Genomic DNA, 25,931 nt, shown 5'->3' on the forward strand with positions numbered 1-25,931 from the left:
GTATCGGCCGGGTCAGTCCTCGTCGCGCGGCGGGGTGTCCGTGGGCGGCTGCTCGGTGCCGTTGGCCGATTCGGTCGGCGGTCCGTCCTGCGGGGTCGAGCTCGCGAAGCCGCCGAAGCCGCGCCGCACCCGGCCGCCCAGGTCGCCCGCGCCGCCGGCGATGTCGCTGACCAGCTTCATCAGCGGGTCCTTGGAGCTCTTGACGTTGCCGGCGTAGCTCGCCGCGGACTCGCGGAACGAGTCCGTGACCGAGGTGTCCTTGTCCTCGCTGCGCCGCGGGTAGTGCCCGTCCATGATCCGCTGGTAGTCGCGGGACTCGGCCCACTTCTTCAGCTCGGCCGCCCGGACCGTGGTGAAGGGGTGGGAGCGGGGCAGTACGTTCAGGATCTTCAGCACCGAGTCGCGCAGGTCGCCGCCCGACTCGAACTCCTCGGCCTGCTTGAGGAAGGCGTCCACGTTCATCTCGTGCAGGTGGTTGCCGCCCGCGATCTTCATCAGGCCGCGCATCGAGGCCCGCAGGTCCTGGCCGACCAGCAGACCCGCGCGGTCGGCGGACAGCTCCGACTTGCGGAACCACTCGCGCAGCGCCGTCACGATCGCCAGGATCGCGAGGTTGCCCAGCGGGATCCAGGCGACCTTCAGCGCCAGGCTGGTCAGGAACAGCAGGATCGTGCGGTACACGGAGTGGCCGGACAGGGCGTGGCCCACCTCGTGGCCGACGACCGCCCGCATCTCCTCCTCGTCGAGCAGCTCGACCAGGCCGGTGGTGACGACGATGATCGGCTCGTCCAGGCCGATGCACATCGCGTTGGGCTGCGGGTCCTGGGTGACGTACATCGGCGGGACCTTCTCCAGGTCCAGGATGTAACAGGCGTCCCGCAGCATGTCGTTGAGGTGCGAGAACTGCTGGTCCGACACCCGCACCGAGTCGGACAGGAACAGCAGGCGCAGACTGCGCTCGGGCAGCAGCCCGCTGAGCGCCTTGAACACCGTGTCGAATCCGCTCAGCTTGCGCAGCGCCACCAGGGCGGAGCGGTCGGCCGGGTGCTCGTACGCGCGCGAGGAGATCCCCGGGAAGCGCCTGCGCTGCCTGCTCGGCACGTTCTCGTGCGCGTTCTGCTCGTGGCCGTCTTCGGACATGTGGTCCCCCATGTGCGTCTGTGTGCGCTGAGTGCCCCCGAAGCAGAGCCCAGCCTAGGCGGAGATACCGTGGACGGGCAGTACAGCGAAGGAGTCAACGCATGGAGCCCCATTCCGCAGCCGCCTGGCTCGCAGAGGCCGCGAACGCCGCCCCCCGGCAAGGATCGGGGGACCTGCTCAAGGTCGTACTGATCGTCATGTTCTTCGGCTGCATCCTGACCGCGTGGTTCCTGCTGCGCGGGTACAAACAGAAGGACGACTGAGACGCCCGTCGAGTTCCCTGCCGACACCCATGTCCGGTTCCCAATGGCGGAGTCGGCGTGATCGCCGCCGGGATGCCCGCATACCATGGGCCGACATCTTTATCCCGCCCACCGGATAGGTTCTGCTGAAGATGAGCTTCCACGGCACTGCTGCCCAGTTGGTCACCCTCGCCGCCGAGGGGGAGGGCGGAGGCAACCACGAGAGCCTCCAGCCGATCATCACCGGTGGCGGCGCGTTCATCGTCCTGCTGCTGCTGCTGTGGATCACCACCCGCTTCAACCGCGACCGCTAGGGTCTGTCCCTTCTGTCCACCGGACGGGTCCCGGGGCCTTCACACCGGGCCGGTAGGGTCTGCACGCATGGGAGAGCAGGACATGCCTACCGGTCCGGCGAACGACACGACGCGCGGCACGGAGAACCGAATGGTGAACGGCCCGCGCAACAACGGCCCGTCGAGCCCCGGCAAGCGCCGTCTCGGCGTCATGGGCGGAACGTTCGACCCGATCCACCACGGACACCTCGTGGCGGCCAGTGAGGTCGCCGCGCAGTTCCACCTGGACGAGGTGGTGTTCGTCCCGACCGGCCAGCCGTGGCAGAAGACCGACCGCAAGGTGGCCCTGGCCGAGGACCGCTACCTGATGACGGTGATCGCGACCGCCGAGAACCCGCAGTTCTCGGTGAGTCGTATCGACATCGACCGCGGTGGCCCCACCTACACCACGGACACCCTGCGCGACCTGCGCGCGCTCAACCCCGACGCGGACCTCTTCTTCATCACCGGCGCCGACGCCCTCGGCGCGATCCTCACCTGGCGGGACGCGGAGGAACTGTTCTCCCTCGCGCACTTCATCGGGGTCACCCGGCCCGGCCACACACTGACCGACCCGGGCCTCCCCGAGGGCGGTGTCTCGCTGGTCGAGGTTCCCGCGCTGGCCATCTCCTCCACAGACTGCCGTGCGAGAGTCGCCAAGGGTGACCCGGTCTGGTACCTGGTGCCCGACGGAGTCGTGCGCTACATCGACAAGCGCGAGCTGTACCGCGGCGAGTGAGCCGAGAGGGGCACCGGTGAACGACCGATACGACGCCGGGTACGGCGGCGACCAGTACGAGCTCGTCGGCTACGACGAGTACAACCAGCCTGTCTACCGCCAGGTCCCGGCCCAGCAGACCCAACAGCCCCCGCAGCAACAGCCGTACGACCCGTACGGGCAGCAGCAACAGCAGGGCTACGCCTACGACCCGTACGCGACCGGCACCCAGCAGCAGACGCCCGACTACGACACGGGCGCGCAGCAGGCCTACGACAGCCGGCAGGCGCCCCAGTCCGGCTACGACCCGTACGCCACCGGGACGACGACGGCCTACGACCCCTACGGGCAGACCGCGACCAGCGGACAGCAGCCCCGGGTCGCCGAGCAGACCGCCTACATCCCGCAGCAGGGCGGCCCGGCCGAGAAGACGGAAGCCCCGAAGACCCCGGAGACGGGTGAACGGGACTACCGCACCGAGCAGTTCGCCTTCGTGGAGGAGCCGACCGACGACTCCGAGGACGTCATCGACTGGCTGAACTTCACCGAGAACCGCACCGAACGCCGCGAGGAGGCCAAGCGCCGCGCCCGTGGCCGCATGGTCGCCCTCGTCGTGGCCCTGGCGCTGGTCGTGTCCGGCGGCGTCGGCTACCTCTGGTACGCCGGGAAGCTCCCCGGGGTCTCCTCGTCCGCCTCGAAGTCCGGCACCACGACGGCCGCGAGCGCCCAGAACCGCGATGTGATCGTGGTCCACCTGCACAACACCGCGAAGGGCGGCACCTCCTCGGTGCTGCTCGTCGACAACACCACCCTCAAGCAGGGGACCACCGTGCTGCTGCCCAACTCGCTCGCCCTCACGGACGACGACGGCAACACGACGACGCTGGCCAAGTCGGTCGACGACGACGGCACCTCCGGGACCGTCGACCAGCTCAACACGGTCCTCGGCACCGACATCGAGGGCACCTGGCGCCTCGACACCCCCTACCTGCAGAACCTGGTCGACCTCGTCGGCAACATCGACATCGAAACCAACACCGACGTGCCCGACCCGGCCGCCACGAAGAAGGGCGCCGCGCCCCTCGTCCACAAGGGCAAGGACCAGACCCTCAGCGGCAAGATGGCCGTCGCCTACGCCACCTACCGTGCCTCCGGCGAGTCCCAGAACACCCAGCTGGAGCGGTTCGGGCAGGTCATGCAGGGTGTGCTGCGCCAGCTGACCTCGGACCCGACGGCGGCGACCACCACCGTGCAGACCCTGGCCCAGATCCTGGACCCGCCCCTCACCGACAAGGACCTCGGCACCTTCCTCGCCAAGCTCGCCGACCTCGCCAAGGGCGGCGACTACAAGACGGCCCTGCTGCCCGTCCAGAACGACGGCACCCTGACCGCGCAGGCCTCCGCCAGTGTCGTCAAGGACGTCCTGGGCGGCACCGCTAAGAGCCCCGACGAGGGTTCCGCGGTCCGGGTCGCCGTCCAGAACGCCACCGGCGTCAAGGACGACACCGAGAAGGCCCGCGTCGTCCTCCTCAACGGCGGCTTCACCTTCCTGGAGGCGGGCACGGCGTCCGCAGCCTCGGCCAAGTCCAAGATCACGTACTCCGACGCGGCCGACAAGGAGAACGCCACCGAGGTCGCCAAGACCCTGGGCCTGCCCACCAGCACCGTGACCAAGGGCACGGTCGCCGCGAACGCGGACGTCTCGGTCGTACTCGGAGAGGACTACAAGCCGTCGTCGTCCTCATGACGAGGGCGCAGTGGCGGTAAGGCGCAGTAGCTGTGACGGAGAGCACGCCCCGGAGGCCGGAGCCGGTGTCCGGGCCGACGTCCGGGGCGTGATCCGTCATTCACGTGGGGTGCCGTCCGCGGTCCGTGAGACCCTTGAGGTCTGTTGACCGCCGACCGAAAGCCGCGTAGTGACCGCCACTGACCGCTCCATCGAGCTCATCTCCGCCGCCGCCCAGGCGGCCGCCGACAAGCTCGCGCACGACATCATCGCCTACGACGTCAGCGACGTGCTGTCGATCACGGACGCCTTCCTGCTGGCCTCCGCTCCCAACGACCGTCAGGTCAAGTCGATCGTCGACGAGATCGAGGAGCGGCTCAGCAAGGAGCTCGGCGCCAAGCCGGTGCGCCGCGAGGGCGACCGTGACGCCCGCTGGATCCTGCTCGACTACGTCGACATCGTCGTCCACGTCCAGCACAGCGAGGAGCGCGTCTTCTACGCCCTGGAGCGGCTGTGGAAGGACTGCCCCGAGCTGGACCTCCCCGCCGACGCCAAGCAGACCCGCGGCAAGGCCGCCGAGCACGCCAAGCTGCAGGCCGAGGAGGACGCCTCCGAGTTCGGGGAGGTGCGGTGAGCGCCGGCACGGACGGCCGCAAGGCGGGCCGGGGCCGCCGCGTCATCCTGTGGCGGCACGGCCAGACCGCTTGGAACGTGGAGCGCCGCTTCCAGGGCACCACGGACGTCGAGCTCACCGAGACCGGCATCGGCCAGGCCCGCAGGGCCGCCCGGCTGCTGGCCTCCCTCAAGCCCGACGCGATCGTCGCCTCCGACCTGAAGCGGGCGGCGAACACGGCCGCCGAGCTGGCCGCCCTCGCCGACCTCGACGTCACCCACGACGAGGGCCTGCGGGAGACCTACGCGGGCGTCTGGCAGGGGCTGACGCACGAGGAGATCATCGCCCGCCACGGCGACGAGTACGCCGCGTGGAAGCGCGGGGAGCCGGTGCGCCGCGGCGGCGGCGAACTGGAGACCGAGGTCGCCGACCGGGCCGCCCCCGTCGTGCTGCGGCACGCCGAGAAGCTGCCCGAGGACGGCACCCTCGTGGTGGTCAGCCACGGCGGCACGATCCGCACCACCATCGGACGGCTCCTCAGTCTGGAGTCCCCGCACTGGGAGAGTCTCGGCGGCCTCTCCAACTGTTGCTGGTCCGTGCTCGGCGAGGGCGCCCGCGGCTGGCGCCTGCTGGAACACAACGCCGGCACGCTCCCGGAACCGGTGCTCGGCGACGACGACTGAGCGGCCCTCCAGGGCCCCGACCCCGGATTTCACTTTCCGGCAGGTCGCAGGCTAAAGTTCTTCTTGTTCGCCCGCCGAGCGGGAAGAACGCAAGGGGCTATAGCTCAGTTGGTAGAGCGCCTGCATGGCATGCAGGAGGTCAGGAGTTCAATTCTCCTTAGCTCCACAGTCGACACTCTTGAGTTGTCAAGGATCGAGAGTCGTCCGCGATTGAATCGATGAGATCCCGTCCCTTTCAGGGGCGGGATTTTTTCGTCCCTGTCAGCGCCGCCGCACGCAGTCGGGTCTCCTCGTCGGCCGGGGTGTAGACCACGATCCGGCACTCCGGCATGCCGTTGACCGACAGCGACACCGACGTCATCCGCATCTCGCCCACCTCCGTGTGCCGGAACGTCTTCACCCGCCGCCCCGGCTCCGCCACGTCCCCGCTCTCCCACAGTCGCCTGAAGAGCGGGCTCGCCGCCGACAGCCCGCGTATGAAGTCCTCCCAGACGGGCTCGCCCGTATGCACTCCGTAGGCCGAGCGCAGCGTCGCCACCATCACCGGCAGCTCCGTCTCCCGGTACAGCAGCGGACACTCCTCCTCCGGCACCGTGAACAGCTTCCACAGCGCGTTGGGCATCGGGCCCGGCGACAGCGGCTCCAGCCAGAACACCGTCCGGTAGGGGGCGTTGGTGGCGAGGATGTCGTACCGCGCGTTGTAGACCACCGCCGGGCGCGGATCGAGGGCGTCGAGGATGCCCTGTATCTCCGGGCCCACCGACTGTGTGATCACTTCCGGAGGATGCGCGTACGGCACCTCGGCCAGGTGGTACAGATGCTCCCGCTCCGGCGCGTCGAGCCGGAGGGTGCGCGCCACGGCGTCCAGGACCTGCGCGGAGGCATTGATCGGGCGCCCCTGTTCGAGCCAGGTGTACCAGGTGACCCCCACGCCGGAGAGCTGGGCGACCTCCTCGCGGCGCAGCCCCGGCGTACGCCGACGGAAACCCGGAGGCATGCCGACGTCGTGCGGTGTCACCCTGGCGCGCCTGCTGCGCAGAAACGAGGCCAGCTCAGGTCGGCGGCGCTGTGTCGTCCCCATCGTCACATCCCCCATACGTCACATCCCCCATACTCGACGCCCGACTTGCTCCCCGCCAGGTGCTGCCAGTACCAGCATCAGCGGGCTCTCGGCACCCGTACCGGAGCGCCCCCACGCTCGACGGCATGACGACAACACCCTTGACGGGACCGGATTCCGCACCCGTTCCAAGTCCTGCCACAAGTAAAGCCCCCGGCACTGACAATCGCCGCGGACCGCTGCTCGCGCTCCTGCTGGCGGCCCAGTTCATGGCCCTGCTCGACGTGTTCATCGTGAACGTCGCCGCTCCCACCATCGGCACCGAACTCCACGCGTCCGGCGCCGACTTGCAGCTGGTCGTCGCCGGCTACACCATCACGTACTCGGTCCTGCTCATCACCGGCGCACGGCTCGGCGACCGGCTCGGCCACGCCCGGGTCCACCTCGCCGGGCTCGCCCTCTTCACCGCCGCCTCGCTCGCCTGCGGCCTGGCTCAGGGCTCCACCGAGCTGATCGTGTTCCGTCTGGTCCAGGGCTCCGGTTCGGCGCTGATGATCCCGCAGGTGCTCAGCCTCATCCAGCGCAACTTCCTCGGCGAGGCCCGGGTGCGGGCGCTCGGCATGTACGCGGCGGTCATCGCCGTCGGCGCCGCGGCCGGGCAGATCGTCGGCGGCGTGCTCGTCAGCGCCGACCTGTTCGGCACCGGCTGGCGGCCGGTGTTCCTGGTCAACGTGCCCGTGGGCGTCGTACTTCTGCTCGTCGGCAGGCGCCTGCTGCCGAAGGACGGCCGGTCGGAACCCGAGCGGGTGCGGGCCCTGGACCTGCCGGGGCTGGTGCTGCTCGCCTCGTCCGTCTCGCTGCTGACGGTGCCGCTGGTGCTCGGGCAGGAGGAGGACTGGCCGCTGTGGTCGTGGCTGTCGCTGGTCGCGGCGGCGGTGCTCTTCGCGTCGTTCTGCGGGTACGAGTCCCGGCTCGCGCGGCGCGGTGGCGCCCCGTTGATCGCACCGCGTGTGCTGCGTCACCCGGGCATGGGTCTCGCCGTCTTCCGGATCCTGGCGGTCATGGCCGTCAACGGCGGTTTCCTGTTCGCGCTCACTCTGCACGTCCAAGGGGGCCTCGGATTCAGCGCGTTGCGCGCCGGCCTCACCTTCGCACCGACGGCGGTCGTCTTCGGGGTGGTCGGTCTCACCTGGCGCAGGTGGCCGGCGGCCTGGCAGCGGGCGCTGACCCCGCTCGGGTTCGTGATCACGATGCCGTCCGTCGTGGGAGTCGGTCTCGCGTTCGAAGGCGGCGATCGCGGCGGGGCCGTACTGTACGTGGCGTACGTTGGCGTGGGGGCCGGGCTCGCGCTCGCCTTCGGTCCGACGCTGACCCGGGCCCTGGCCACCGTGCGGCCCGAGGACGCGGCGGACGCCAGCGGTCTGCTCTCCTCGGTCGCGCAACTGGGTCAGCTGCTCGGGGTCGCGGTTTTCGGCACACTGTTCTTGAACCGGCTTGAGTCACTTGGGGCCCCGGGGGCGTATACCTCTGCGAAGGCGCTTTTGGCGTGCATGTTCGCGCTGGCGGGGACGGCCGCGGTGGGTGCCGTGTCCGGACTGGTACTAAGGCGTCGCTGACCGTATTGGTCCGGCCGTGGCAGAATCAAACGGCCGGAAGGGGGCGCGGCCCGACGGGAGGGAGTAGCGATGCCTGCGAGCATCATCGAGGAGGTCGACCACCTCTTCGATGCGGCGTTGATACGAGATACGATCACCCGCCTGAGCTGCCCTTCCTGCGGTTCCGCCCACGTGGCCCAAGTCCTCGGTGACAACGGCGGAGTTTCCTACGTGTGCACGGCCTGCGGCCACAGCTGGAGCTGATCGATGGGTGCACACAGGCGAAAGTGCGACTGGTGCGGCAGTGGGACGCCGATCGTCCGTGACATGGAACCGGTGAATCCCGACTACCAGTACTGGTGCGAGGAGTGCGCGCGGGCGCTGATCATAAAAGGCGATCCGATCGAGACGTACCGCGAACTCGAGGGCGAGCCGATCTACGGCCGACTCCTCGAGGAGCACTGCACGTTGAAACGGTTCTATTCGTTCGTCACCGCTTGACTCCGGCCGGGGCCCCGCGAGGAGGTCCCGGCGATCAGGGGCACGATCACGGCGACGGAAACGATTTGGTGGTCCACCGGGTCGCCCGGTAATGTTGGCGTCGCCGCCGGGGAGACCCGGTAGCACACCGCAAGGGGCTATAGCTCAGTTGGTAGAGCGCCTGCATGGCATGCAGGAGGTCAGGAGTTCAATTCTCCTTAGCTCCACAGGAGTCGAAGGCGGGTCATCCCACAGGATGACCCGCCTTCGGTGTCTTCAGGGGGAGTTGGCGCAGGTCGTGGAGCGGCGGGCCGCCCCTTCTTAAGAAGAAGGCGACCCGTCGTCCGTGTGCTCAGCGGCCCAGTGCGCGCCGGCCGCGGCCCTGGGAGAGGACCGGGAGGTTGCGGGACGGACCCTTGTCCCTGGCCGTCTCCTCCTCCAGGCGCAGGGCCAGCGCCGGGCAGCGGCGCACCGCGCGGAGCGCCTTCGCCTCCGCGTAACGCGGCACCTGGGCCTGCGCGACGGTGGGGAAGCCGTCGGCGCCGAGTTCGAAGACCTCCGGGAGGATGTCCGCGCACAGACCGTGGCCCCGGCACAGCGTCCAGTCGACGTAGATCTTCTGACGGCTGGGACCGTTGTCCTCGGCCTCCGCGCCGCTCGTGATGCCCGCGGGGAGCTGGCCGCCCTCGAAGAGCGGCAGAACGCCCTCCACGGGCCTTCCGCAGCCGTTTCCGAGGACATGGGCGGCGAGGTCGTCCGTGAACGCCTTGATGGTCGATTCCAGGAACATCGCGGAACCGTCCGGGTGCGAGCACGCGCCGCGCCGCTTCACGGCCTTGGCGACCTGCTTCAGCGCCTCCAGGGCGGCCGGGCCGCCGCCGTTGAGGATGTCCTCCATGCCGCGCGCGGCGGCGGGCAGACCGAGGTAGCAGGGACCGCACTGTCCCGCGCTCTCGTCGGCCAGCCACTGGGCCACACGAAGTGACTCGCCCAGGGGGCAGGTCTCCTGGGTGATCGGCATGATGGCGCCCGCGCCGAGCGCACCGCCCACCGCGTCCAGGGAGTTGCGGGAGACGATCGCCTCGTTGACCGTCGCCGCGTCGATCCACTTGCCGTGGTAACCACCCGTCAGCACACCCTGGGGGACCGGCGGGGCGCCGGCCAGCTGAAGGACGTAGCGCAGCGGCACACCCGTGGGGACCTCAAGCACCATGGGGCGCGCGACCGCCCCGGAGACCGTGAGCATGACGGTGCCGGGCTCGTCGTAGAGGCCGGTGTTGCCGTAGCGCTCGGGGCCGATGCGGGCGGCGATGGCGAGTTGGGCGAAGGTCTCGGCGTTGGAGAGCAGGGTCGGGGCGCCGCCGACGCCGTTCTGGGAGGCGCTGACCTTGCGGCCGGGCGGGATCGCCGGGCCGCCGTCGATGGAGCGGATCAGCGACGCGGCGGCGCCGGTGACCATGCGGACCGGGTTGCGCTGGACGAACGCCTTCAGTGCCGAGCGGCGGGTGTTGCTCAGGCCGCGTTCGGAGAGCGCGGCCTCCATGGAGCGCTGTGTCGACTCACGGGTGACCCCCACCACGAGCGTGCGGGCACCCAGGGCCTCGGCGACCAGCAGGGCGCCGTCCAGGATGAGGTGCGGGGCACGGTTGATGAGCACCGTGTCCTTGCGGCAGGCGGGTTCGTCCTCACTGCCGTTGACGACGACGACCGGCCGTACACCGCGTTTGATCGCCGCTTCGGCGACCGACCGCAGCTTTTTGTGGAAGGGGAAGCCCGCGCCTCCGCGGCCCTTCAGGTTGATCGCCTCGGAGAGCTTCGCGAGCTGCTCCCCGCCCATGGGTTCGAGCGGCCCGTGCACCTTGAGGTGCATGGGCAGGTCGAGTCTCTCGACAAGGTCGAAGCCCGACGTGAGCTGCGGAAGCCCGACGACGCGGACTTCTGGGACGTCGGGCAGGGCCTCGTTCACCTATAGCCTCCGGAAGGCGTGTTCCAAGGTTCGCCCGAGCCGCCCTGCGCGTCGAAGTCGTACGAAGCGTTGGGCGTTTGATCAGTGGCGGGACCGCTGTTGTACGTGTCACCAGAGTTGTACGTATCGGAGGCCCCGTTCGACTCACCGGTGGGGTACACATATCCCTCGCCGTACCCGCCCGCGCCCGAATTGTTGTTGTACGTCGGGATGTTGTATCCGGTGTCCTGGAGCGGGTCGTAGGCCGACGGGGGCGCCTCGCCGACCGGCGGCGGCGACGGGATCGGCCAGCTGCCCGAGGTGCTGCCGCCGCTGTCCGCGCGCGGGACCGCCTGCGTGTTCTGCATGTCCATAGGCACGTTCATGCGGGAGGTCTGGTCGGTGACGTACGGCATCTGACCGGTGGACTCCGGTGTGGCGGTGCGGTAGGCCGCCGCGAAACCGTTCGTGTCGGCCGCCGGGGTCATGGACCTCGTCTCGTATGCGGCGGCGGGGTCCACGCGCGGCATCGACCCGGTCTCGGTGAACGAGGGCTGGGCCGGCCGCCGGCTCTCGCGCTTCTCGAAGCCCGGCAGCGCGGACTCGGCCACACGGCCCCGGCTCGCGTCGAGATCGTCGAGGCCGGGCCGCTCCTCGTTGCCCAGGAGCATGGCGACCCTGTCGGCGAACTTCCGCTTGAACGAGCGGGGCGCCGAGCGCAGGGCGAGGGCCGCGGCGACCCCGACCAGGCACAGCTCGTACGAGATCATGAAGAACGGCTTCGCCGCGCGGCCCGCGAACAGGCCGTGGACCAGCGCCGCGCACCAGGCCGGGTAGGCCAGCATGTGCATCGCGCGCCAGCGGGCGGCCACCGGCGCCGGGGACGCGAACTGGTTGCGCAGGGCGCCGGTGATGCCCACGAAGATCATGAGCAGGCCGGCCAGGGAGCCGAGGCCGATGAGCCCGGCGCTGCCCTTCACGCCGAGGCTGAACGGGATCAGCGCGGCGATCAGGACGGTGTGGTCGAGTGCCAGCTTCACCGTGATGTGAATCACGAGGAACGCGATCGAGCCGACGGCGGTCACCCGGTGGATGCCCTGGGCCACGATCCGCTGGCGGATGTTGAGGACGACCCGGTCCTGGGCGACGAGGCCCCAGATGACCGAGCAGGTGAGCGACACGAGCGAGAGAACGCCCGCACCGAAGTTGAGGAAGTCCTGTACCTGGCTGCCTCCGAGCAGCACGAACACGGGTATGAAGAGCAGGACGACGAGGCTCACCACGCCATAGGCCGAACGGCCCGGCTTGGGGAGCGAACTGGTACTACGACGAGGGTTCATGGGGGCAACTCCGAGCAGTATCGGGAAAGCGGTCCCGCTGCCGAACTCTAAGTGGCTCCATACCGGTGGGTACGAGGTTTGAGTTATTGCGTTGTTATCAAACGACAATGCGCTTGCTGTGATGTCCCGTAGTGGGTGGTACGCGAAGGTAGTCCTTGAACTTGGTTCAGTGCAGGCCGGTGTGGTCAGGGTGCCAAGGGTGATACGGAAGCGCGTCGCGTTGTGCTCAAGCCCTGCGGTACCCTCATGCCATGCGTGCCGTACGCCTTCTGCTTAGCGAGCCGCGCTGATCAGTCCCGACCACCGGTGAACGGTGAGGTCGGAATCGGCGCGGCGTCCCCTCCTGTGCGAGGGGATTTTTCGTTTCTTGAATGTCGCAGCCGCTGGCAGAGACGATCGATGGAGCTTTGAGGATCATGAGCGAGACGAACCCCGCTGCCGCCGCCGAGGTGGTCGCGCCGCACCGCTACACGGCCGCCATGGCCGCGGACATCGAGGCACGCTGGCAGGACTTCTGGGACGCCGAGGGCACCTACGAGGCCCCGAACCCGAGCGGTGACCTGGCCGGCGACCCCGAGCTGGTCGCCCGCCCCAAGAAGTTCATCATGGACATGTTCCCGTACCCCTCCGGTGCGGGCCTGCACGTCGGCCACCCCCTGGGCTACATCGCCACCGATGTGTTCGCCCGGTTCCAGCGGATGACCGGTCACAACGTGCTGCACACCCTGGGCTTCGACGCCTTCGGCCTGCCCGCCGAGCAGTACGCCGTGCAGACCGGCACGCACCCGCGCGTGTCCACCGAGGCCAACATCGAGAACATGAAGGTCCAGCTGCGCGCCCTGGGCCTGGGCCACGACAAGCGCCGGTCGTTCGCCACGATCGACCCGGAGTACTACAAGTGGACCCAGTGGATCTTCCTGCAGATCTTCAACTCCTGGTACGACGACGAGGCCGACAAGGCCCGCCCGATCGCCGAGCTGATCGCCCAGTTCGAGTCCGGTGAGCGCGCCGTACCGGGCCACACGCGCGCGTGGCCGGAGCTGACCGCCACCGAACGCGCCGACGTCCTGAGCGAGTTCCGCCTGGCCTACGCCTCCGACGCGCCCGTCAACTGGTGCCCCGGCCTGGGCACGGTCCTGGCCAACGAGGAGGTCACCGCCGACGGCCGCTCCGAGCGCGGCAACTTCCCCGTCTTCAAGGCCAAGCTGCGCCAGTGGAACATGCGCATCACCGCCTACGCCGACCGGCTGCTGTCCGACCTGGAGGAGCTGGACTGGCCCGAGGCCATCAAGCTGCAGCAGCGCAACTGGATCGGCCGCTCCGAGGGCGCCCGCGTCGACTTCCCCGTCGACGGCGAGAACATCACCGTCTTCACCACCCGCCCCGACACCCTGTTCGGCGCGACCTACATGGTGCTGGCGCCCGAACACCCGCTGGTCGACAAGTTCACCCCGGCCACCTGGCCCGAGGGCACCCACGACGTGTGGACCGGCTCTCACGCCACCCCGGTGGAGGCCGTCGCCGCCTACCGCGCGCAGGCCGGCACCAAGTCCGACGTGGAGCGGCAGGCCGAGGCCAAGGACAAGACCGGTGTCTTCACCGGCGCGTTCGCCACCAACCCGGTCAACGGCGACCGGATCCCCGTCTTCATCGCCGACTACGTACTGATGGGCTACGGCACCGGCGCGATCATGGCCGTCCCGGCGGGCGACCAGCGCGACTTCGACTTCGCGCGCGCCTTCGAGCTGCCGATCACCTGCATCGTCGAGCCCACCGACGGCCGCGGCACCGACACGTCGACATGGGAGAACGCCTTCGGGTCCTACGACGCGAAGATCATCAACTCCTCGAACGACGACATCTCCCTGGACGGCCTGCCCGTCGCCGAGGCCAAGGCCCGCATCACGGAGTGGCTGGCCCGCAAGGGCATCGGCGAGGGCACCGTCAACTTCCGCCTGCGCGACTGGCTGTTCAGCCGCCAGCGCTACTGGGGCGAGCCCTTCCCGATCGTCTACGACGAGGACGGCGTCGCCCACTCGCTGCCCGAGTCGATGCTGCCCCTGGAGCTGCCGGAGGTCGAGGACTACTCGCCGCGCACCTTCGACCCGGACGACGCCAACACGTCCCCGGAGACGCCCCTGTCCCGCAACGAGGACTGGGTGAACGTCACCCTGGACCTGGGTGATGGACGCGGCCCCCGGAAGTACCGCCGCGAGACCAACACCATGCCCAACTGGGCCGGTTCCTGCTGGTACGAGCTGCGCTACCTGGACCCGCACAACGACGAGAAGCTGGTCGACCCGGCCATCGAGCAGTACTGGATGGGCCCCCGCGCGGGCATGCGGCACGGCGGAGTCGACCTGTACGTCGGCGGCGCCGAGCACGCCGTACTGCACCTGCTGTACGCCCGGTTCTGGTCCAAGGTGCTGTTCGACCTGGGGCACATCTCGTCCCCGGAGCCGTTCCACAAGCTGTTCAACCAGGGCATGATCCAGGCCTACGTCTACCGGGACGGCCGCGGCTTCCCGGTGCCCGCCGCCGAGGTCGAGGAACTGGGCGGCGAGTACTACTACCAGGGCGAGAAGGTCTCCCGGCTGCTGGGCAAGATGGGCAAGTCCCTGAAGAACGCGGTCACTCCGGACGAGATCTGCGAGGAGTACGGCGCCGACACCCTGCGCCTGTACGAGATGGCCATGGGCCCCCTGGACGTCTCCCGGCCGTGGGACACGCGCGCGGTGGTGGGCCAGTACCGGCTGCTGCAGCGGCTGTGGCGCAACGTCGTCGACGAGACGACCGGCGAGGTCACGGTCGTCGACACGGAGCCCGACGAGGAGACGCTGCGTGCCCTGCACAAGGCGATCGACGGCGTCCGCCAGGACCTGCAGGGGCTGCGCTTCAACACGGCCATCGCCAAGATCACCGAGCTGAACAACCAGCTGACCAAGGCGGGCGGGGCGGTGCCGCGTTCCGTCGCCGAGTCCCTGGTCCTGCTGATCGCACCGCTGGCCCCGCACGTCGCCGAGGAACTGTGGCGCAAGCTGGGCCGCACCGACACGGTGGTCCACCAGGACTTCCCCGTGGCCGACCCGGCGTACGTCGTGGACGAGAGCGTGACCTGCGTCGTACAGGTCAAGGGCAAGGTCAAGGCGCGCCTGGAGGTCCCTCCGACGATCTCCGACGCCGAACTGGAGAAGGTCGCGCTGGCCGACGAGAAGGTCGTCGCCGCGCTGGACGGCGCGGGCATTCGCAAGGTCATCGTGCGGGCGCCGAAGCTGGTCAACATCGTTCCGGCGTAGCCTTCCGTGCGGTCCTGCGACGGGCTCGGGGCGAGCGCCTCGGGGTAGTCCCCTACGGGCAGGTTCGGGGTTCTTTTGGAACCCCGAACCTGCCCGTTGCGTTTACCGTTGAAGAGCGGCGCGGCGTGTGCCGCCCGAAACCGGTGGAGGAGCGTTGGAAGCCGTGATCGCAGTCTTCGCCCTTCTCTTCCTGCTGTTCGTGGTCGCAGGCGGCTATGCGGCGGTCAAGGCGGTCGGCGCGGCCAAGCGAGGCGTCGACCGCACGGTCGCGCAGGCCCGGCGCACGGTCGAGGACCACACCCTGCGCGCCAAGTCCCTTGCCCAGCCCGGCCCCCAGGGACAGGTGGCCCAACTGCGGCTCGCGCTGCGCACATCGATGCGCGCGACCCAGGACGCGCTGCGCGCGGGGGTGCCCGAGGACGAGTCGCTCAAGGAGTCCCTCGGCCTCTTCGAGCGGCTCAGCGCACACGGCCGTGAACTCGACGGCGAACTCAAACGACTGGAGTCCGAGCCGGACCGCAGAATGCTCGCCGAGCGGCTGCCCGCCCTGCGCGAGCGCACCGAGCGCATCACGAAATCGGCCGACTCACTGCGCTGGGCCGCCCGCGACCGCGCCGGCCGCTTCGCGGAGGACGACCTCGACGCGCTGAGCGCCCAGATAGACGTGGAGGCAGGAGCCCTGCGGCACTGGACGAAGTCGGAGCACGCGCCGCCCCCGTGGCCCGACGCCCCGGCCGCCGACGCCACGACGGCGCACCAGACATGGCCGGAGACCCCGCGCTCCCGCCCCGCCGCCGAGGAGCCCGCCCCCTCCGCCATCACCCCGCCGGGACGGCGTCCCAGCTACCCCTGGCAGAAGAAACCCCGCCCCGAGAGCACGACTTGACCGGGAGGTACGGTCCGAGCGTGCGACACGGTGTGATCCGGCCGGTTCCGGCCCAGGTGAAAGGGGTCGGACTGCCGCCCGGCCGCTACGGCAGGTAACCTCCAGCTCATGTCCCGCCATGTCGCGATCGTCACCGATTCAACGGCCTACCTGCCGCCGCTGACGATGGAGCGCCACGGCATCACAGCGGTGCCGCTGACCGTGGTCCTCGGCGACCAGGCACTCGAAGAGGGCACCGAGATCTCCACCCGCTCCCTGGCCCTGGCCCTGCAGAAGCGGCACCCGGTCACCACCTCGCGGCCCAGCCCCCAGCTCTTCGCCGAGACCTACCGCAGGGTCGCCGAGTCCGGCGCCACCGGCATCGTCTCCCTCCACCTCTCCGCCGAACTCTCGGGCACCTACGACGCGGCGGTCCTCGCCGCCCGCGAGGCGCCGGTGCCGGTGCGGGTCGTGGACACCGGCATGATCGCGATGGCGCTCGGCTTCTGCGCACTCGCCGCGGCCGAGACGGCGGAGGCGGGCGGCACGGTGGACGAGGCGGTCACGGCCGCGGAGAAACGGGCCGCGGGCACCTCCGCCTACTTCTACGTCGACACCCTCGACTATCTGCGCCGGGGCGGCCGTATCGGCGCGGCCCAGGCCCTGCTGGGCTCCGCGCTCGCCGTGAAGCCGCTGCTCCAGCTGGAGGGCGGACGCATCGAACCCCTGGAGAAGGTCCGGACGGCGTCGAAGGCGATCGCCCGCCTCGAGGAGATCGTGGCCGACCGGGCGGGCAGTGCGCAGGTCGACATCGCCGTCCACCATCTCTCCGCGCCGGAGCGCGCGGAGGCCCTCGCGGAGCGGCTTCGGGTACGGGTGCCAGGACTGGCCGACCTCCATGTGAGCGAGGTCGGGGCGGTGATCGGGGCGCACACCGGGCCCGGGTTGTTGGGGGTTGTGGTTTCGCCGCGGTGACGGTGGCCGTTTGTGGCGTGCGGGGTGTTCGGCGGGGCCGGTAATCGGCAGGGTAGGTAACTCGTGTGGGTGACGGAGTTATCCACAACTGGGCGCGTCTCCCCCGGAATTGAACAAGATCATCGCGAAGTGGCGATACGTCCGATCCTCGGCGCATGGCACTTCGATCACGCTCACACACAGCGACCGCGACCAGCGGTCCGGGCCGCGCCCCGTCCTCGGACGGCCGCACCCGCGATCGCCGCGCGCCGACCCGAGGCCGGGCACAACGCCAGGCTTCGGCGGACGAACTCCGGCGACGCGCGGAACTCCTTTTCGCCGAACGAGTAGGGGAACGGCGGGAGTTGGGGCATGGGCCGCCGGGGGAGGAACGGGGGGTTCCGGCGCCGGGGGAGTGGGTGGCGGCCCGGGCGACGGCCCGGGTGGGAGCGCAGGTGGGTGTTGGGAGGCAGTCTGACGTCCCGTACGTCGGAGGGGCCGAGGGGGCGGCGGTGCCTGCGAGGCCTGCAAGGGCCGGAGACGTCGGAGACTTCAGCGATGTTGGGGAGGCCGATGTCGGGGACGGCCGCGCGGTAGGGGTCTGGCGCGAGCGGGCCGGGTCGGCTCTGCGGGAGCGGATGCCGGTGTGGGTGCAGACGCGGTGCGGGCTGGAGCGGCGGAGCGTGGTCGCGCTCGGTGTGCTGTTCGTGGTGGCCGCGGTCTTCGCCGTACAGCACTTCTGGGTCGGGCGGACCCAGCCTGTGCGGGCCCCGGAGGTGGTGCGGGCGGCGGCTCCTTACGGGACAGGCGGCGATGAAGGGGGCGGCACCGCGGGCAAAGGGGCCGAGTCGCGTACCTCGGCCGGGGCGCGGGGTGTATCGAGTGCGGCTGGCGCCGCCGGCGCCGAGATCGTCGTGGATGTCAGCGGCAAGGTCCGTAAACCCGGGGTTCATCGGCTCCCGGCCGGTTCGCGGGTGACGGATGCGCTGCGGGCGGCGGGTGGGGTGCGTTCCGGCACGAACACCGAGAGGCTCAACCTCGCTCGGTTCCTTGTGGACGGGGAGCAAGTGGTCGTCGGAGGACCGGCCCCTGGGGCGGTGCCCGGCGCGGGTGGTGCGGCAGGAACAACGGACACCGGTGCGGTGGCCGCTCCAGGGGCTCCGGTCTCCCTCAACACGGCCACTGCCGACCAGCTCAACACCCTGCCGGGGGTGGGCCCCGTGCTGGCCCAGCACATCATCGACTACCGCACCCAGCACGGCGGTTTCCGCTCGGTGGACGAACTGCGCCAGGTCAACGGCATCGGCGACCGCCGCTTCGCCGATCTGCGGGATCTGGTACGGCCATGACCCACGTCCACGACGACGCGTCCCGCCGTGCCGTGCATGCCTCCTCCGGGAACCGGCGGGGTGCCGCGCACCCCCACCAGGAAGGCCCGACAGACCTACGGCTCGTACCGCCCGCGCTCGCCGCCTGGGCGACAGCCGCGCTGGCGCTGGACGCGTCACCGGCCTGGGTCACCGGTGTCGCGGTCGCCGCCCTGGTGGCGGGGCTCGTGCTTCTGCTGGCGCGAAGGCGGGGCGGGGTGGGCAGCAGCCTTGCTTTCGCCTCCTGGACCCGTGCCTCGATCGCCGCCCTGCTCCTCGCCATCGCGGCAGCCGCCGCCTCCGCCGGGTTGCACGGGGCGGATCTGCGCCGTGGCCCGGTGCCGGAGCTGGCGCGGCAGTACGCGTCCGTGACCGCGGAGGTGGAGGTCGGTTCCGATCCACGGTTGACCCGGCCCCGGATCAGCGGGGATCACGCGGCTCCGGTCTCCGTGCTGATCGAGGCCGAGGTGCGGAGGGTGGAGCAGACGGACGGGACGGTCGTGGAGACACGGGCGCCGGTGCTGTTGATCGTCGATCCGGGCTCCTCCGCTGGGGGTGCCAGGGGTGTCGAGGGCGCTGCCGGCCCGGAGCATTCGCCCTGGCTGGGGCTGCTGCCGTCCACGCGGGTGCGGGTGACCGCGAGGCTGGCGCCCTCTCTGACCGGCGGGGACCGGGTCGCGGCCGTGCTGCGGGTGCGGAACCAGCCGGTGCCGGAGGTGGTGGGGAAGCCGTCCGGAGCCCAGCGGTTCGCGGGGCGGTTGCGGGCCGGGCTGCGCGAGGCCACCGACGGCCTGCCTGCGGACGCGCGGGCGCTGCTGCCGGGGCTGGTCGTCGGCGACACCGCGCGCATCACACCCGAGTTGGACGAGGCCTTCAAGGAGACGGACCTCGCGCACACCCTCGCCGTCTCCGGAAGCAACCTGACCATCCTGCTCGCCCTCCTCATCGGACCGCCCGGCCTCGCCCAGCGCGTCGAACGCCGAGGTCTGGCACCCCGCCTGGGGATCTCGCTCCGAGCGACCGCGTTGCTCGGCGGGGTACTCACACTCGGATTCGTCGTCGTGTGCCGGCCCGACCCGAGCGTGTTGCGGGCCGCGGCCTGCGGCGCCGTCGCACTGCTCGCCCTGGCGACCGGACGCCGTAGATCACTGATCCCGGCGCTGGCGACGGCCGTACTGCTCCTGGTGCTGTACGACCCGTGGCTGGCCCGCAGTTACGGCTTCCTGCTCTCCGTGCTGGCCACCGGAGCCCTGCTCACGCTCGCGCCACGCTGGTGCGAGACGCTGCGGCGGCACCGGGTTCCCCCGCGGCTGGCCGAGGCGGTGGCCGCCGCTGCCGCTGCGCAGGCGCTGTGCTCGCCGGTCGTGGCCGTGCTGTCGGCGCGGGTGAGTCTGGTGGCGGTGCCGTGCAACCTGCTCGCGGAGCTCGCCGTCGCACCGGCCACGGTGCTGGGCTTCGCGGCACTGGCGACGGCACCGGTGCTGATGCCGGTGGCCAAGGTCCTTGCGTGGGGCGCGAGTTGGCCCGCCGGGTGGATCGCCGACGTGGCCCGGACCGGCGCGGCGCTGCCCGGTGGGGGAGTGGACTGGCCGGGCAGTTGGACGGGGGCGCTGCTGCTCGCCGTAGCCTTCGCGGTCCTCGTGCTGGTCGGCCGAAGGCTGCTGAGGCATCCGTGGCTGTGCGGTGTCTGCGGGTTGCTGCTCCTGCTGGTCGTGGTCGAACCGGCGCCGCTCACCCGGGTGATCACGGGATGGCCGCCGCCGGGCTGGCGGTTCGCGATGTGCGACGTCGGACAGGGCGACGCGACGGTGCTCGCGGCGGGCAAGGGCACCGGTGTGGTCGTGGACGCCGGACCCGATCCGAAGCTGGTCGACCAGTGTCTGCGCACGCTCGGCATCACCAGGATTCCACTGGTCGTCCTGACCCACTTCCACGCCGACCACGTCGCCGGACTGCCCGGGGTGCTGCGGGGCCGCTCGGTGGGCGCGATCGAGACGACCTCCTTCCAAGAGCCCACGGACCAGGCCGAGTTCGTACGGAGAGCGGCAGCGGAACGGCACATCCCGATCACCCGGTCCGTCGCCGGTGAACAGCGCCGCGCCGGTCGGCTCTCCTGGCAGGTGCTGTGGCCGCCACCGGAACCGGCACCGGACCAGGACGGCCCGAACGACGCGAGTGTCACGCTGCTCGTCCGGACGGCAGGGCTGCGGCTACTGCTGCTCGGGGACCTCGAACCCCCAGCCCAGCAGGAGCTGTTGAGGTCACCGGCGGCGGCACTGCTGGGAGGCGTGGACGTGCTCAAGGTCGCCCACCACGGTTCGGCCTACCAGGACCCGGACCTGATACGCAGAGTGGCCCCACGGGTGGCGCTGATCTCTTGCGGTGAGGACAACCCCTATGGACACCCGGCCCCCAGCACGGTCGCGGCGCTCCGCGCGATGGGCGCGGTGGTCCTGCGGACGGACCTCGACGGGGCCTTGGCGGTGGAAGGCGAGGGGGCCGGGCTGCGGGTCACACGGGACTGAGGACGACAGGGACCCGTCTCCCCGGCGTCGAGCCCGGCGGCATGGGCGTTGAGCTGCGGTTGGCGTGAGACTGGAGGCATGAATCCCGCACAGGTTGATGCCTACCTCCGCCGGTTGGGAGTTCCGCGCCCGGCGCTGCCCACCGTCGATGTTCTGCGCGAACTGCATCTGCGTCATCTGCAGACCGTGCCCTTCGAGAATCTGTCGATTCATCTGGGAGAGGAGATCGTGCTGGAGGAGAAGCGGCTGCTGGACAAGGTCGTGGGCGCGGGCAGGGGCGGGTTCTGCTACGAACTGAACGGACTGTTCGGTGCGTTGCTCGCCGCGCTGGGATTCGAGGTCGCGCTGCTGTCGGCGCGGGTGTACGGGGACGGCGGGCGCCTGGGAATCCCGTACGACCATCTCGCGCTGCGGGTGCGGACGGTGGACGGGAGTGTGTGGCTGGCCGACGTGGGGTTCGGGACGCACAGCCACTATCCCCTGGCCTTCGAGGAACGAGCTGAACAGGCGGACCCCGGCGGCGTGTTCAGGATCGCCGAGTCCGCGAACCCCGGGGACCTGCCAGATCTGCCAGGCCTGCAAGGCCTCGCGGACCCGACGGACCTGGATGTCCTCCGGAACGACAAGCCCGAGTACCGGTTGGAGACGCGGCCCCGGGTGCTCGGTGACTTCGTGGCCGCGGCGTGGTGGCAGACCACTTCACCGGAGTCGCATTTCACCCAGTCGCTGGTCTGTTCGCGGCTCACGGACGACGGAGGGAGGATCACGCTCAGCGGTCGCGGCCTGACGGTGACGGCGGCGGACGGGACCCGGGATGTGCGTGAACTGGCAACGGACGAGGAGGTGTTGGCGGAGTACCGGGAGCGGTTCGGGATCGAGCTGGGGGAGGTGCCGACAGTGCGTACGCCCGCGTAGCCGTGGGGGAGTGCGCGCGAGCCCGCAGCCGTACCGGAAAATGTCCCCGTGAGCGATGTGAGACATGTGCTGGTGCTGCCCGACCGCGACGCGGCCGAGGAGGCGGCGGAGGCGCTCGGGGAGCGCTTCGCCCTCGACGAGGAACCGCAGCTGGTGCGGGACGCGCTGGCCGGCGAGGACGATGCCGAGGACGCGCAGTGGCTGCTTGTACTGCGGGACGAGCGCGGACGGCTCGACCCCGGTGAGCTGGACGCGTTCGCCGGGGAGTGGGACGGCTGGCGCGAGGAGCCGTAACGGTCACGAGCCAACCCACGGGCCGCCCGCGCCGACACCCACCCCGCTCCATGCCCCCACCAGCACCCGCCCTCACCGGCACCCGCCCCCGTTGTCAGTGCCGCGTGCGATGCTTTACGAGATGGCCAAGAAGACTGCGAATGACGACCCTCTCGCCCCGGTGACGCTTGCCGTGGGCCAGGAGGACCTCCTGCTCGACCGTGCCGTGCAGGAGGTGGTGGCCGCCGCCAGGGCCGCCGACGCCGACACGGACGTACGTGACCTGACCTCGGACCAGCTGCAGCCCGGCACACTCGCCGAGTTGACCAGCCCGTCGCTCTTCGCCGAGCGCAAGGTCGTGGTCGTACGCAACGCGCAGGATCTGTCCGCGGACACGATCAAGGACGTGAAGGGGTATCTCGGGGCGCCCGCCGAGGAGATCACCCTGGTGCTGCTGCACGCGGGCGGGGTCAAGGGCAAAGGGCTGCTCGATGCCGCGCGCAAGGCGGGCGCGCGGGAGGTGGCCTGTCCCAAGATGACGAAGCCGGCGGACCGGCTGGCCTTTGTGCGCAGCGAGTTCCGGGCGACGGGGAGATCGGCCACGCCGGAGGCCTGCCAGGCGCTCGTCGACTCCATCGGCAGCGATCTGCGGGAGCTGGCGTCCGCGGTCTCCCAGTTGGTCGCCGACGTCGAGGGGACCATCGACGAGGCGGTCGTCGGGCGGTACTACACGGGGCGGGCCGAGGCGTCGAGCTTCACGGTCGCGGACCGGGCCGTGGAGGGCCGGGCGGCGGAGGCGCTGGAGGCGCTGCGGTGGTCGCTGTCCACCGGGGTGGCGCCGGTGCTGATCACCAGCGCGTTGGCTCAGGGGGTGCGGGCGATCGGAAAGCTGTCGTCCGCGCGTGGCGGGCGGCCGGCGGATCTGGCGCGTGAGCTGGGGATGCCGCCGTGGAAGATCGACCGGGTGCGGCAGCAGATGCGGGGCTGGACACCGGACGCGGTCTCCGTCGCGCTGCGGGCGGTGGCCGAGGCGGACGCGGGAGTGAAGGGCGGTGGGGACGATCCGGAGTACGCGTTGGAGAAGGCGGTCGTCACGATCGCCCGGGCCGCCAGGTCCCGGGGACAGACCTGAGCCCCTGCCCTCAGCCAGGGGGCGGGCCCCCGAAAGCGCCCGGCCGGGGATACAGCAATGCCCCCGAAGTGGGTCCGGGGGCACTGTACGTGGCGTGGCGACCACGATGTCTGTCCGTGAATCGAGGTAGAGGGCTCGACGTTGTCCTCACGGCGGATTGCTACTGGTCCGGTCCGCGCGAGCGCGGGCCAAGGACAAGTGCGGAAGGATCAGCCCTTGAGCGCGGTGACCTTGGAAGCAAGCGCCGACTTCTTGTTGGCGGCCTGGTTCTTGTGGATGACGCCCTTCGAGACGGCCTTGTCGAGCGCACGCGCGGCAGCGCGCTGGTGCTCGGTGGCCTTCTCGACGTCACCCGCGGCAGCGGCCTCGCGGGCCTTGCGGATCGCGGTCTTCAGGGAGGACTTGACGGCCTTGTTGCGCAGCCGAGCCTTCTCGTTGGTCTTGATCCGCTTGATCTGGGACTTGATGTTCGCCACGAATGAGCCTTTGCAGGTTCTGGCACGGGGCCGCACGGGTCCCGGGCCGATGATTTTTCTTGGGGTGTGTCTCGTGCCGAGAGGGCAGGAGACACAGCCACCCAGGCTACCAGCAGCCCGCCGACCCACCCAAACCGGCTACCACGGCGCCATCGGTTACCGTCTCGCACCGGCCCAAACCGGACCGCACCTCCCACGCGTGGGACCATGGAGCCTACGTATCGATCCGACCCGAGACCGCAGACACTGCGGACGCCTCAAGAATCAGGACCCTGCGTGCCCGCGATCCCCAGCCATGTGCCCGAGCCGAGCCGTACCGACCCGGCGCTGATCCGCAATTTCTGCATCATCGCGCACATCGACCACGGCAAGTCCACGCTCGCCGACCGGATGCTCCAGCTGACCGGAGTGGTCGACCAGCGGCAGATGCGTGCTCAGTACCTCGACCGCATGGACATCGAGCGCGAGCGCGGCATCACGATCAAGTCCCAGGCGGTGCGTCTGCCGTGGGCCCCCACCGACGGGGGCGACGAGGGCACCACTCACATCCTCAACATGATCGACACCCCGGGACACGTCGACTTCACGTACGAGGTCTCGCGGTCGCTCGCCGCCTGCGAGGGCACCGTGCTGCTGGTGGACGCCGCCCAGGGCATCGAGGCCCAGACCCTCGCCAACCTCTACCTGGCGATGGAGAACGACCTCACGATCATCCCCGTACTGAACAAGATCGACCTGCCGGCCGCGCAGCCCGAGAAGTTCGCCGAGGAGCTGGCCAACCTCGTCGGGTGCGAGCCCGACGACGTGCTGCGGGTGTCCGCGAAGACCGGTATCGGTGTCGACGTACTGCTCAACAAGGTCGTCAAGGAGGTCCCGGCGCCGGTCGGGAACGCGGACGCGCCAGCCCGCGCCATGATCTTCGACTCGGTCTACGACTCCTACCGCGGTGTCGTGACGTACATCCGGGTCATCGACGGACAGCTCAACAAGCGTGAGCGGATCCGGATGATGTCCACGAACGCCACGCACGAGCTGCTGGAGATCGGCACCAACTCGCCGGAGATGCTCGGTGCCGACGGGCTCGGGGTCGGCGAGGTCGGCTATCTGATCACGGGTGTGAAGGACGTCCGCCAGTCCAAAGTCGGTGACACCATCACCACCCTGCACAAGGGGGCGACCGAGGCGCTCGGCGGTTACAAGGACCCCAAGCCGATGGTCTTCTCCGGGCTGTATCCGTTGGACGGGTCCGACTACCCGGAGCTGCGCGACGCCCTCGACAAGCTCCAGCTCAACGACGCCGCGCTGGTGTACGAGCCGGAGACCTCGGCGGCGCTGGGCTTCGGTTTCCGCGTCGGCTTCCTCGGGCTGCTGCACCTGGACGTGATCCGGGAGCGGCTGGAGCGCGAGTTCGGGCTCGACCTCATCGCGACCGCGCCGAACGTGGTGTACCGGGTGGAGATGGAGGACGGCAGCGAGCATGTCGTCACCAACCCGAGCGAGTTCCCCGAGGGGAAGATCGACAAGGTCTACGAGCCCGTCGTGCGCGCGACGATCCTGGCGCCGTCGGAGTTCATCGGTTCGATCATGGAGCTGTGCCAGACCCGGCGCGGCACCCTGCTCGGCATGGACTACCTCTCCGAGGACCGGGTGGAGATCCGCTACACCCTTCCCCTCGCGGAGATCGTCTTCGACTTCTTCGACCAGCTGAAGTCCAAGACCCGCGGCTATGCCTCGCTGGACTACGAGCCCACCGGTGAGGTGGCCTCCAGTCTGGTCAAGGTCGACATCCTGCTGCACGGCGACAAGGTGGACGCCTTCTCGGCGATCACGCACAAGGACGCGGCGTACTCGTACGGCGTGCGGCTGGTCGCCAAGCTGCGGGAGCTGATCCCGCGGCAGGCCTTCGAGGTGCCCATCCAGGCCGCCGTCGGCTCCCGGGTCATCGCCCGCGAGACGATCCGCGCCATCCGCAAGGACGTCCTCGCCAAGTGCTACGGCGGTGACATCTCGCGCAAGCGGAAGCTGCTGGAAAAGCAGAAGGAGGGCAAGAAGCGGATGAAGATGGTGGGTTCCGTGGAGGTTCCCCAGGAGGCGTTCATCGCGGTGCTGTCCAGTGACGACAGCGGTGGCGGCGCCAAGGGCAAGAAGTAGCGGTCCCATACATCGGAATTCCGGAGCAAACCGAGACGATCCCCGAGGCCCGTCGTGCTGTGGCGCGGCGGGCCCCGCGTCCTGGCTCTGTAGGAAGCGACAG

23 protein-coding genes and 2 tRNA genes are annotated in these 25,931 nt (G+C 70.0%); 20 read left to right on the top strand and 5 right to left on the bottom strand.

All coding sequences use genetic code 11. From position 1 onward, the window contains the following. Positions 1-12: 12 nt before the first annotated feature. The gene (locus OH768_RS34685) at positions 13-1,140 is read right to left on the bottom strand and encodes a M48 family metallopeptidase (protein ID WP_406459888.1); all 1,128 of its coding nucleotides are present in this window, start codon (positions 1,138-1,140) and stop codon (positions 13-15) included. Between the two features lie 101 nt (positions 1,141-1,241). Between OH768_RS34685 and OH768_RS34690 the strand changes: the two genes are divergently transcribed. The 7 genes from OH768_RS34690 to OH768_RS34720 all read left to right on the top strand — a co-directional run bounded on the left by OH768_RS34690 (position 1,242) and on the right by OH768_RS34720 (position 5,620). After that, positions 1,242-1,403, top strand: a complete 162-nt coding sequence (locus OH768_RS34690) for a hypothetical protein (RefSeq protein ID WP_327404136.1) — start codon at positions 1,242-1,244, stop codon at positions 1,401-1,403. A 131-nt stretch (positions 1,404-1,534) separates the two neighbouring features. Beyond that, complete coding sequence (locus OH768_RS34695) at positions 1,535-1,696, top strand: hypothetical protein (RefSeq protein WP_266768615.1); 162 nt, start codon at positions 1,535-1,537, stop codon at positions 1,694-1,696. 67 nt (positions 1,697-1,763) lie between these two features. Next, positions 1,764-2,453 (top strand): nicotinate-nucleotide adenylyltransferase, encoded by a 690-nt coding sequence (gene nadD / locus OH768_RS34700; protein ID WP_399116442.1) that lies wholly within the window; start codon positions 1,764-1,766, stop codon positions 2,451-2,453. 16 nt (positions 2,454-2,469) lie between these two features. After that, positions 2,470-4,179, top strand: coding sequence for an LCP family protein (locus OH768_RS34705; RefSeq protein ID WP_406459889.1), 1,710 nt, complete (start codon positions 2,470-2,472; stop codon positions 4,177-4,179). Positions 4,180-4,348: 169 nt separating this feature from the next. Continuing rightward, positions 4,349-4,792, top strand: a complete 444-nt coding sequence (rsfS, locus tag OH768_RS34710) for a ribosome silencing factor (protein WP_093626661.1) — start codon at positions 4,349-4,351, stop codon at positions 4,790-4,792. After that, positions 4,789-5,454 (top strand): histidine phosphatase family protein, encoded by a 666-nt coding sequence (locus OH768_RS34715; protein WP_406459890.1) that lies wholly within the window; start codon positions 4,789-4,791, stop codon positions 5,452-5,454. The genes rsfS and OH768_RS34715 overlap by 4 nt, the downstream gene beginning before the upstream one ends. A gap of 93 nt (positions 5,455-5,547) precedes the next feature. Next, positions 5,548-5,620 (top strand) — tRNA-Ala (locus OH768_RS34720). Positions 5,621-5,689: 69 nt separating this feature from the next. On the opposite strand, the gene OH768_RS34725 is transcribed toward OH768_RS34720, so the two are convergent. Then, positions 5,690-6,535, bottom strand: coding sequence for a helix-turn-helix transcriptional regulator (locus tag OH768_RS34725; RefSeq protein WP_406459891.1), 846 nt, complete (start codon positions 6,533-6,535; stop codon positions 5,690-5,692). 125 nt (positions 6,536-6,660) lie between these two features. On the opposite strand from OH768_RS34725, the gene OH768_RS34730 reads away from it, so the two are divergent. The 4 genes from OH768_RS34730 (at position 6,661) to OH768_RS34745 (ending at position 8,816) form a co-directional block, all read left to right on the top strand. Beyond that, positions 6,661-8,130, top strand: coding sequence for an MFS transporter (locus tag OH768_RS34730; RefSeq protein WP_406459892.1), 1,470 nt, complete (start codon positions 6,661-6,663; stop codon positions 8,128-8,130). A gap of 69 nt (positions 8,131-8,199) precedes the next feature. After that, positions 8,200-8,373: a hypothetical protein gene (locus OH768_RS34735; protein ID WP_019063265.1), complete on the top strand. Its 174-nt coding sequence runs from the start codon at positions 8,200-8,202 to the stop codon at positions 8,371-8,373. A gap of 3 nt (positions 8,374-8,376) precedes the next feature. After that, positions 8,377-8,610: a hypothetical protein gene (locus tag OH768_RS34740; RefSeq protein WP_003976229.1), complete on the top strand. Its 234-nt coding sequence runs from the start codon at positions 8,377-8,379 to the stop codon at positions 8,608-8,610. A 133-nt stretch (positions 8,611-8,743) separates the two neighbouring features. After that, a tRNA-Ala gene (locus OH768_RS34745) sits at positions 8,744-8,816 on the top strand. Positions 8,817-8,941: 125 nt separating this feature from the next. On the opposite strand, the gene OH768_RS34750 is transcribed toward OH768_RS34745, so the two are convergent. Together OH768_RS34750 and OH768_RS34755 are read right to left on the bottom strand one after the other, a co-directional pair. Next, positions 8,942-10,555 (bottom strand): NADH-ubiquinone oxidoreductase-F iron-sulfur binding region domain-containing protein, encoded by a 1,614-nt coding sequence (locus tag OH768_RS34750; protein WP_359612036.1) that lies wholly within the window; start codon positions 10,553-10,555, stop codon positions 8,942-8,944. Continuing rightward, entirely contained in the window at positions 10,552-11,874 is a 1,323-nt protein-coding gene (locus tag OH768_RS34755; protein ID WP_406459893.1) for a cytochrome b/b6 domain-containing protein, read from the bottom strand. The genes OH768_RS34750 and OH768_RS34755 overlap by 4 nt, the downstream gene beginning before the upstream one ends. A gap of 416 nt (positions 11,875-12,290) precedes the next feature. Here OH768_RS34755 and leuS point away from each other — a divergent pair, with 416 nt between their 5' ends. The 8 genes from leuS to holA all read left to right on the top strand — a co-directional run bounded on the left by leuS (position 12,291) and on the right by holA (position 23,201). Beyond that, the gene (gene leuS, locus OH768_RS34760; protein ID WP_406459894.1) at positions 12,291-15,170 is read left to right on the top strand and encodes a leucine--tRNA ligase; all 2,880 of its coding nucleotides are present in this window, start codon (positions 12,291-12,293) and stop codon (positions 15,168-15,170) included. A 154-nt stretch (positions 15,171-15,324) separates the two neighbouring features. Continuing rightward, positions 15,325-16,056, top strand: coding sequence for a hypothetical protein (locus tag OH768_RS34765; protein ID WP_406459895.1), 732 nt, complete (start codon positions 15,325-15,327; stop codon positions 16,054-16,056). Positions 16,057-16,164: 108 nt separating this feature from the next. Further along, positions 16,165-17,010, top strand: a complete 846-nt coding sequence (locus OH768_RS34770; RefSeq protein ID WP_406459896.1) for a DegV family protein — start codon at positions 16,165-16,167, stop codon at positions 17,008-17,010. Positions 17,011-17,165: 155 nt separating this feature from the next. Further along, on the top strand, positions 17,166-18,338 hold the full coding sequence (locus OH768_RS34775) for a helix-hairpin-helix domain-containing protein (protein WP_406459897.1): 1,173 nt from the start codon (positions 17,166-17,168) through the stop codon (positions 18,336-18,338). Beyond that, positions 18,335-20,881 (top strand): ComEC/Rec2 family competence protein, encoded by a 2,547-nt coding sequence (locus OH768_RS34780; RefSeq protein WP_406459898.1) that lies wholly within the window; start codon positions 18,335-18,337, stop codon positions 20,879-20,881. The genes OH768_RS34775 and OH768_RS34780 overlap by 4 nt, the downstream gene beginning before the upstream one ends. A gap of 78 nt (positions 20,882-20,959) precedes the next feature. Further along, positions 20,960-21,796 carry an arylamine N-acetyltransferase gene (locus tag OH768_RS34785; RefSeq protein ID WP_406459899.1) on the top strand — a complete coding sequence of 279 codons (837 nt, stop codon included), beginning with the start codon at positions 20,960-20,962 and terminating at the stop codon, positions 21,794-21,796. 48 nt (positions 21,797-21,844) lie between these two features. Continuing rightward, positions 21,845-22,090, top strand: coding sequence for a hypothetical protein (locus OH768_RS34790; RefSeq protein ID WP_093626637.1), 246 nt, complete (start codon positions 21,845-21,847; stop codon positions 22,088-22,090). 121 nt (positions 22,091-22,211) lie between these two features. Next, positions 22,212-23,201, top strand: coding sequence for a DNA polymerase III subunit delta (holA, locus tag OH768_RS34795; RefSeq protein WP_406459900.1), 990 nt, complete (start codon positions 22,212-22,214; stop codon positions 23,199-23,201). Between the two features lie 209 nt (positions 23,202-23,410). Here holA and rpsT read toward each other — a convergent pair whose 3' ends face one another. Beyond that, positions 23,411-23,677, bottom strand: coding sequence for a 30S ribosomal protein S20 (rpsT, locus tag OH768_RS34800; RefSeq protein WP_406459901.1), 267 nt, complete (start codon positions 23,675-23,677; stop codon positions 23,411-23,413). A 276-nt stretch (positions 23,678-23,953) separates the two neighbouring features. Between rpsT and lepA the strand changes: the two genes are divergently transcribed. Continuing rightward, entirely contained in the window at positions 23,954-25,828 is a 1,875-nt protein-coding gene (lepA, locus tag OH768_RS34805) for a translation elongation factor 4 (RefSeq protein WP_359612024.1), read from the top strand. Positions 25,829-25,931: the final 103 nt, after the last annotated feature.

The organism is Streptomyces sp. NBC_01622 (assembly GCF_045209635.1).
Taxonomy (GTDB): Bacteria; Actinomycetota; Actinomycetes; order Streptomycetales; family Streptomycetaceae; genus Streptomyces.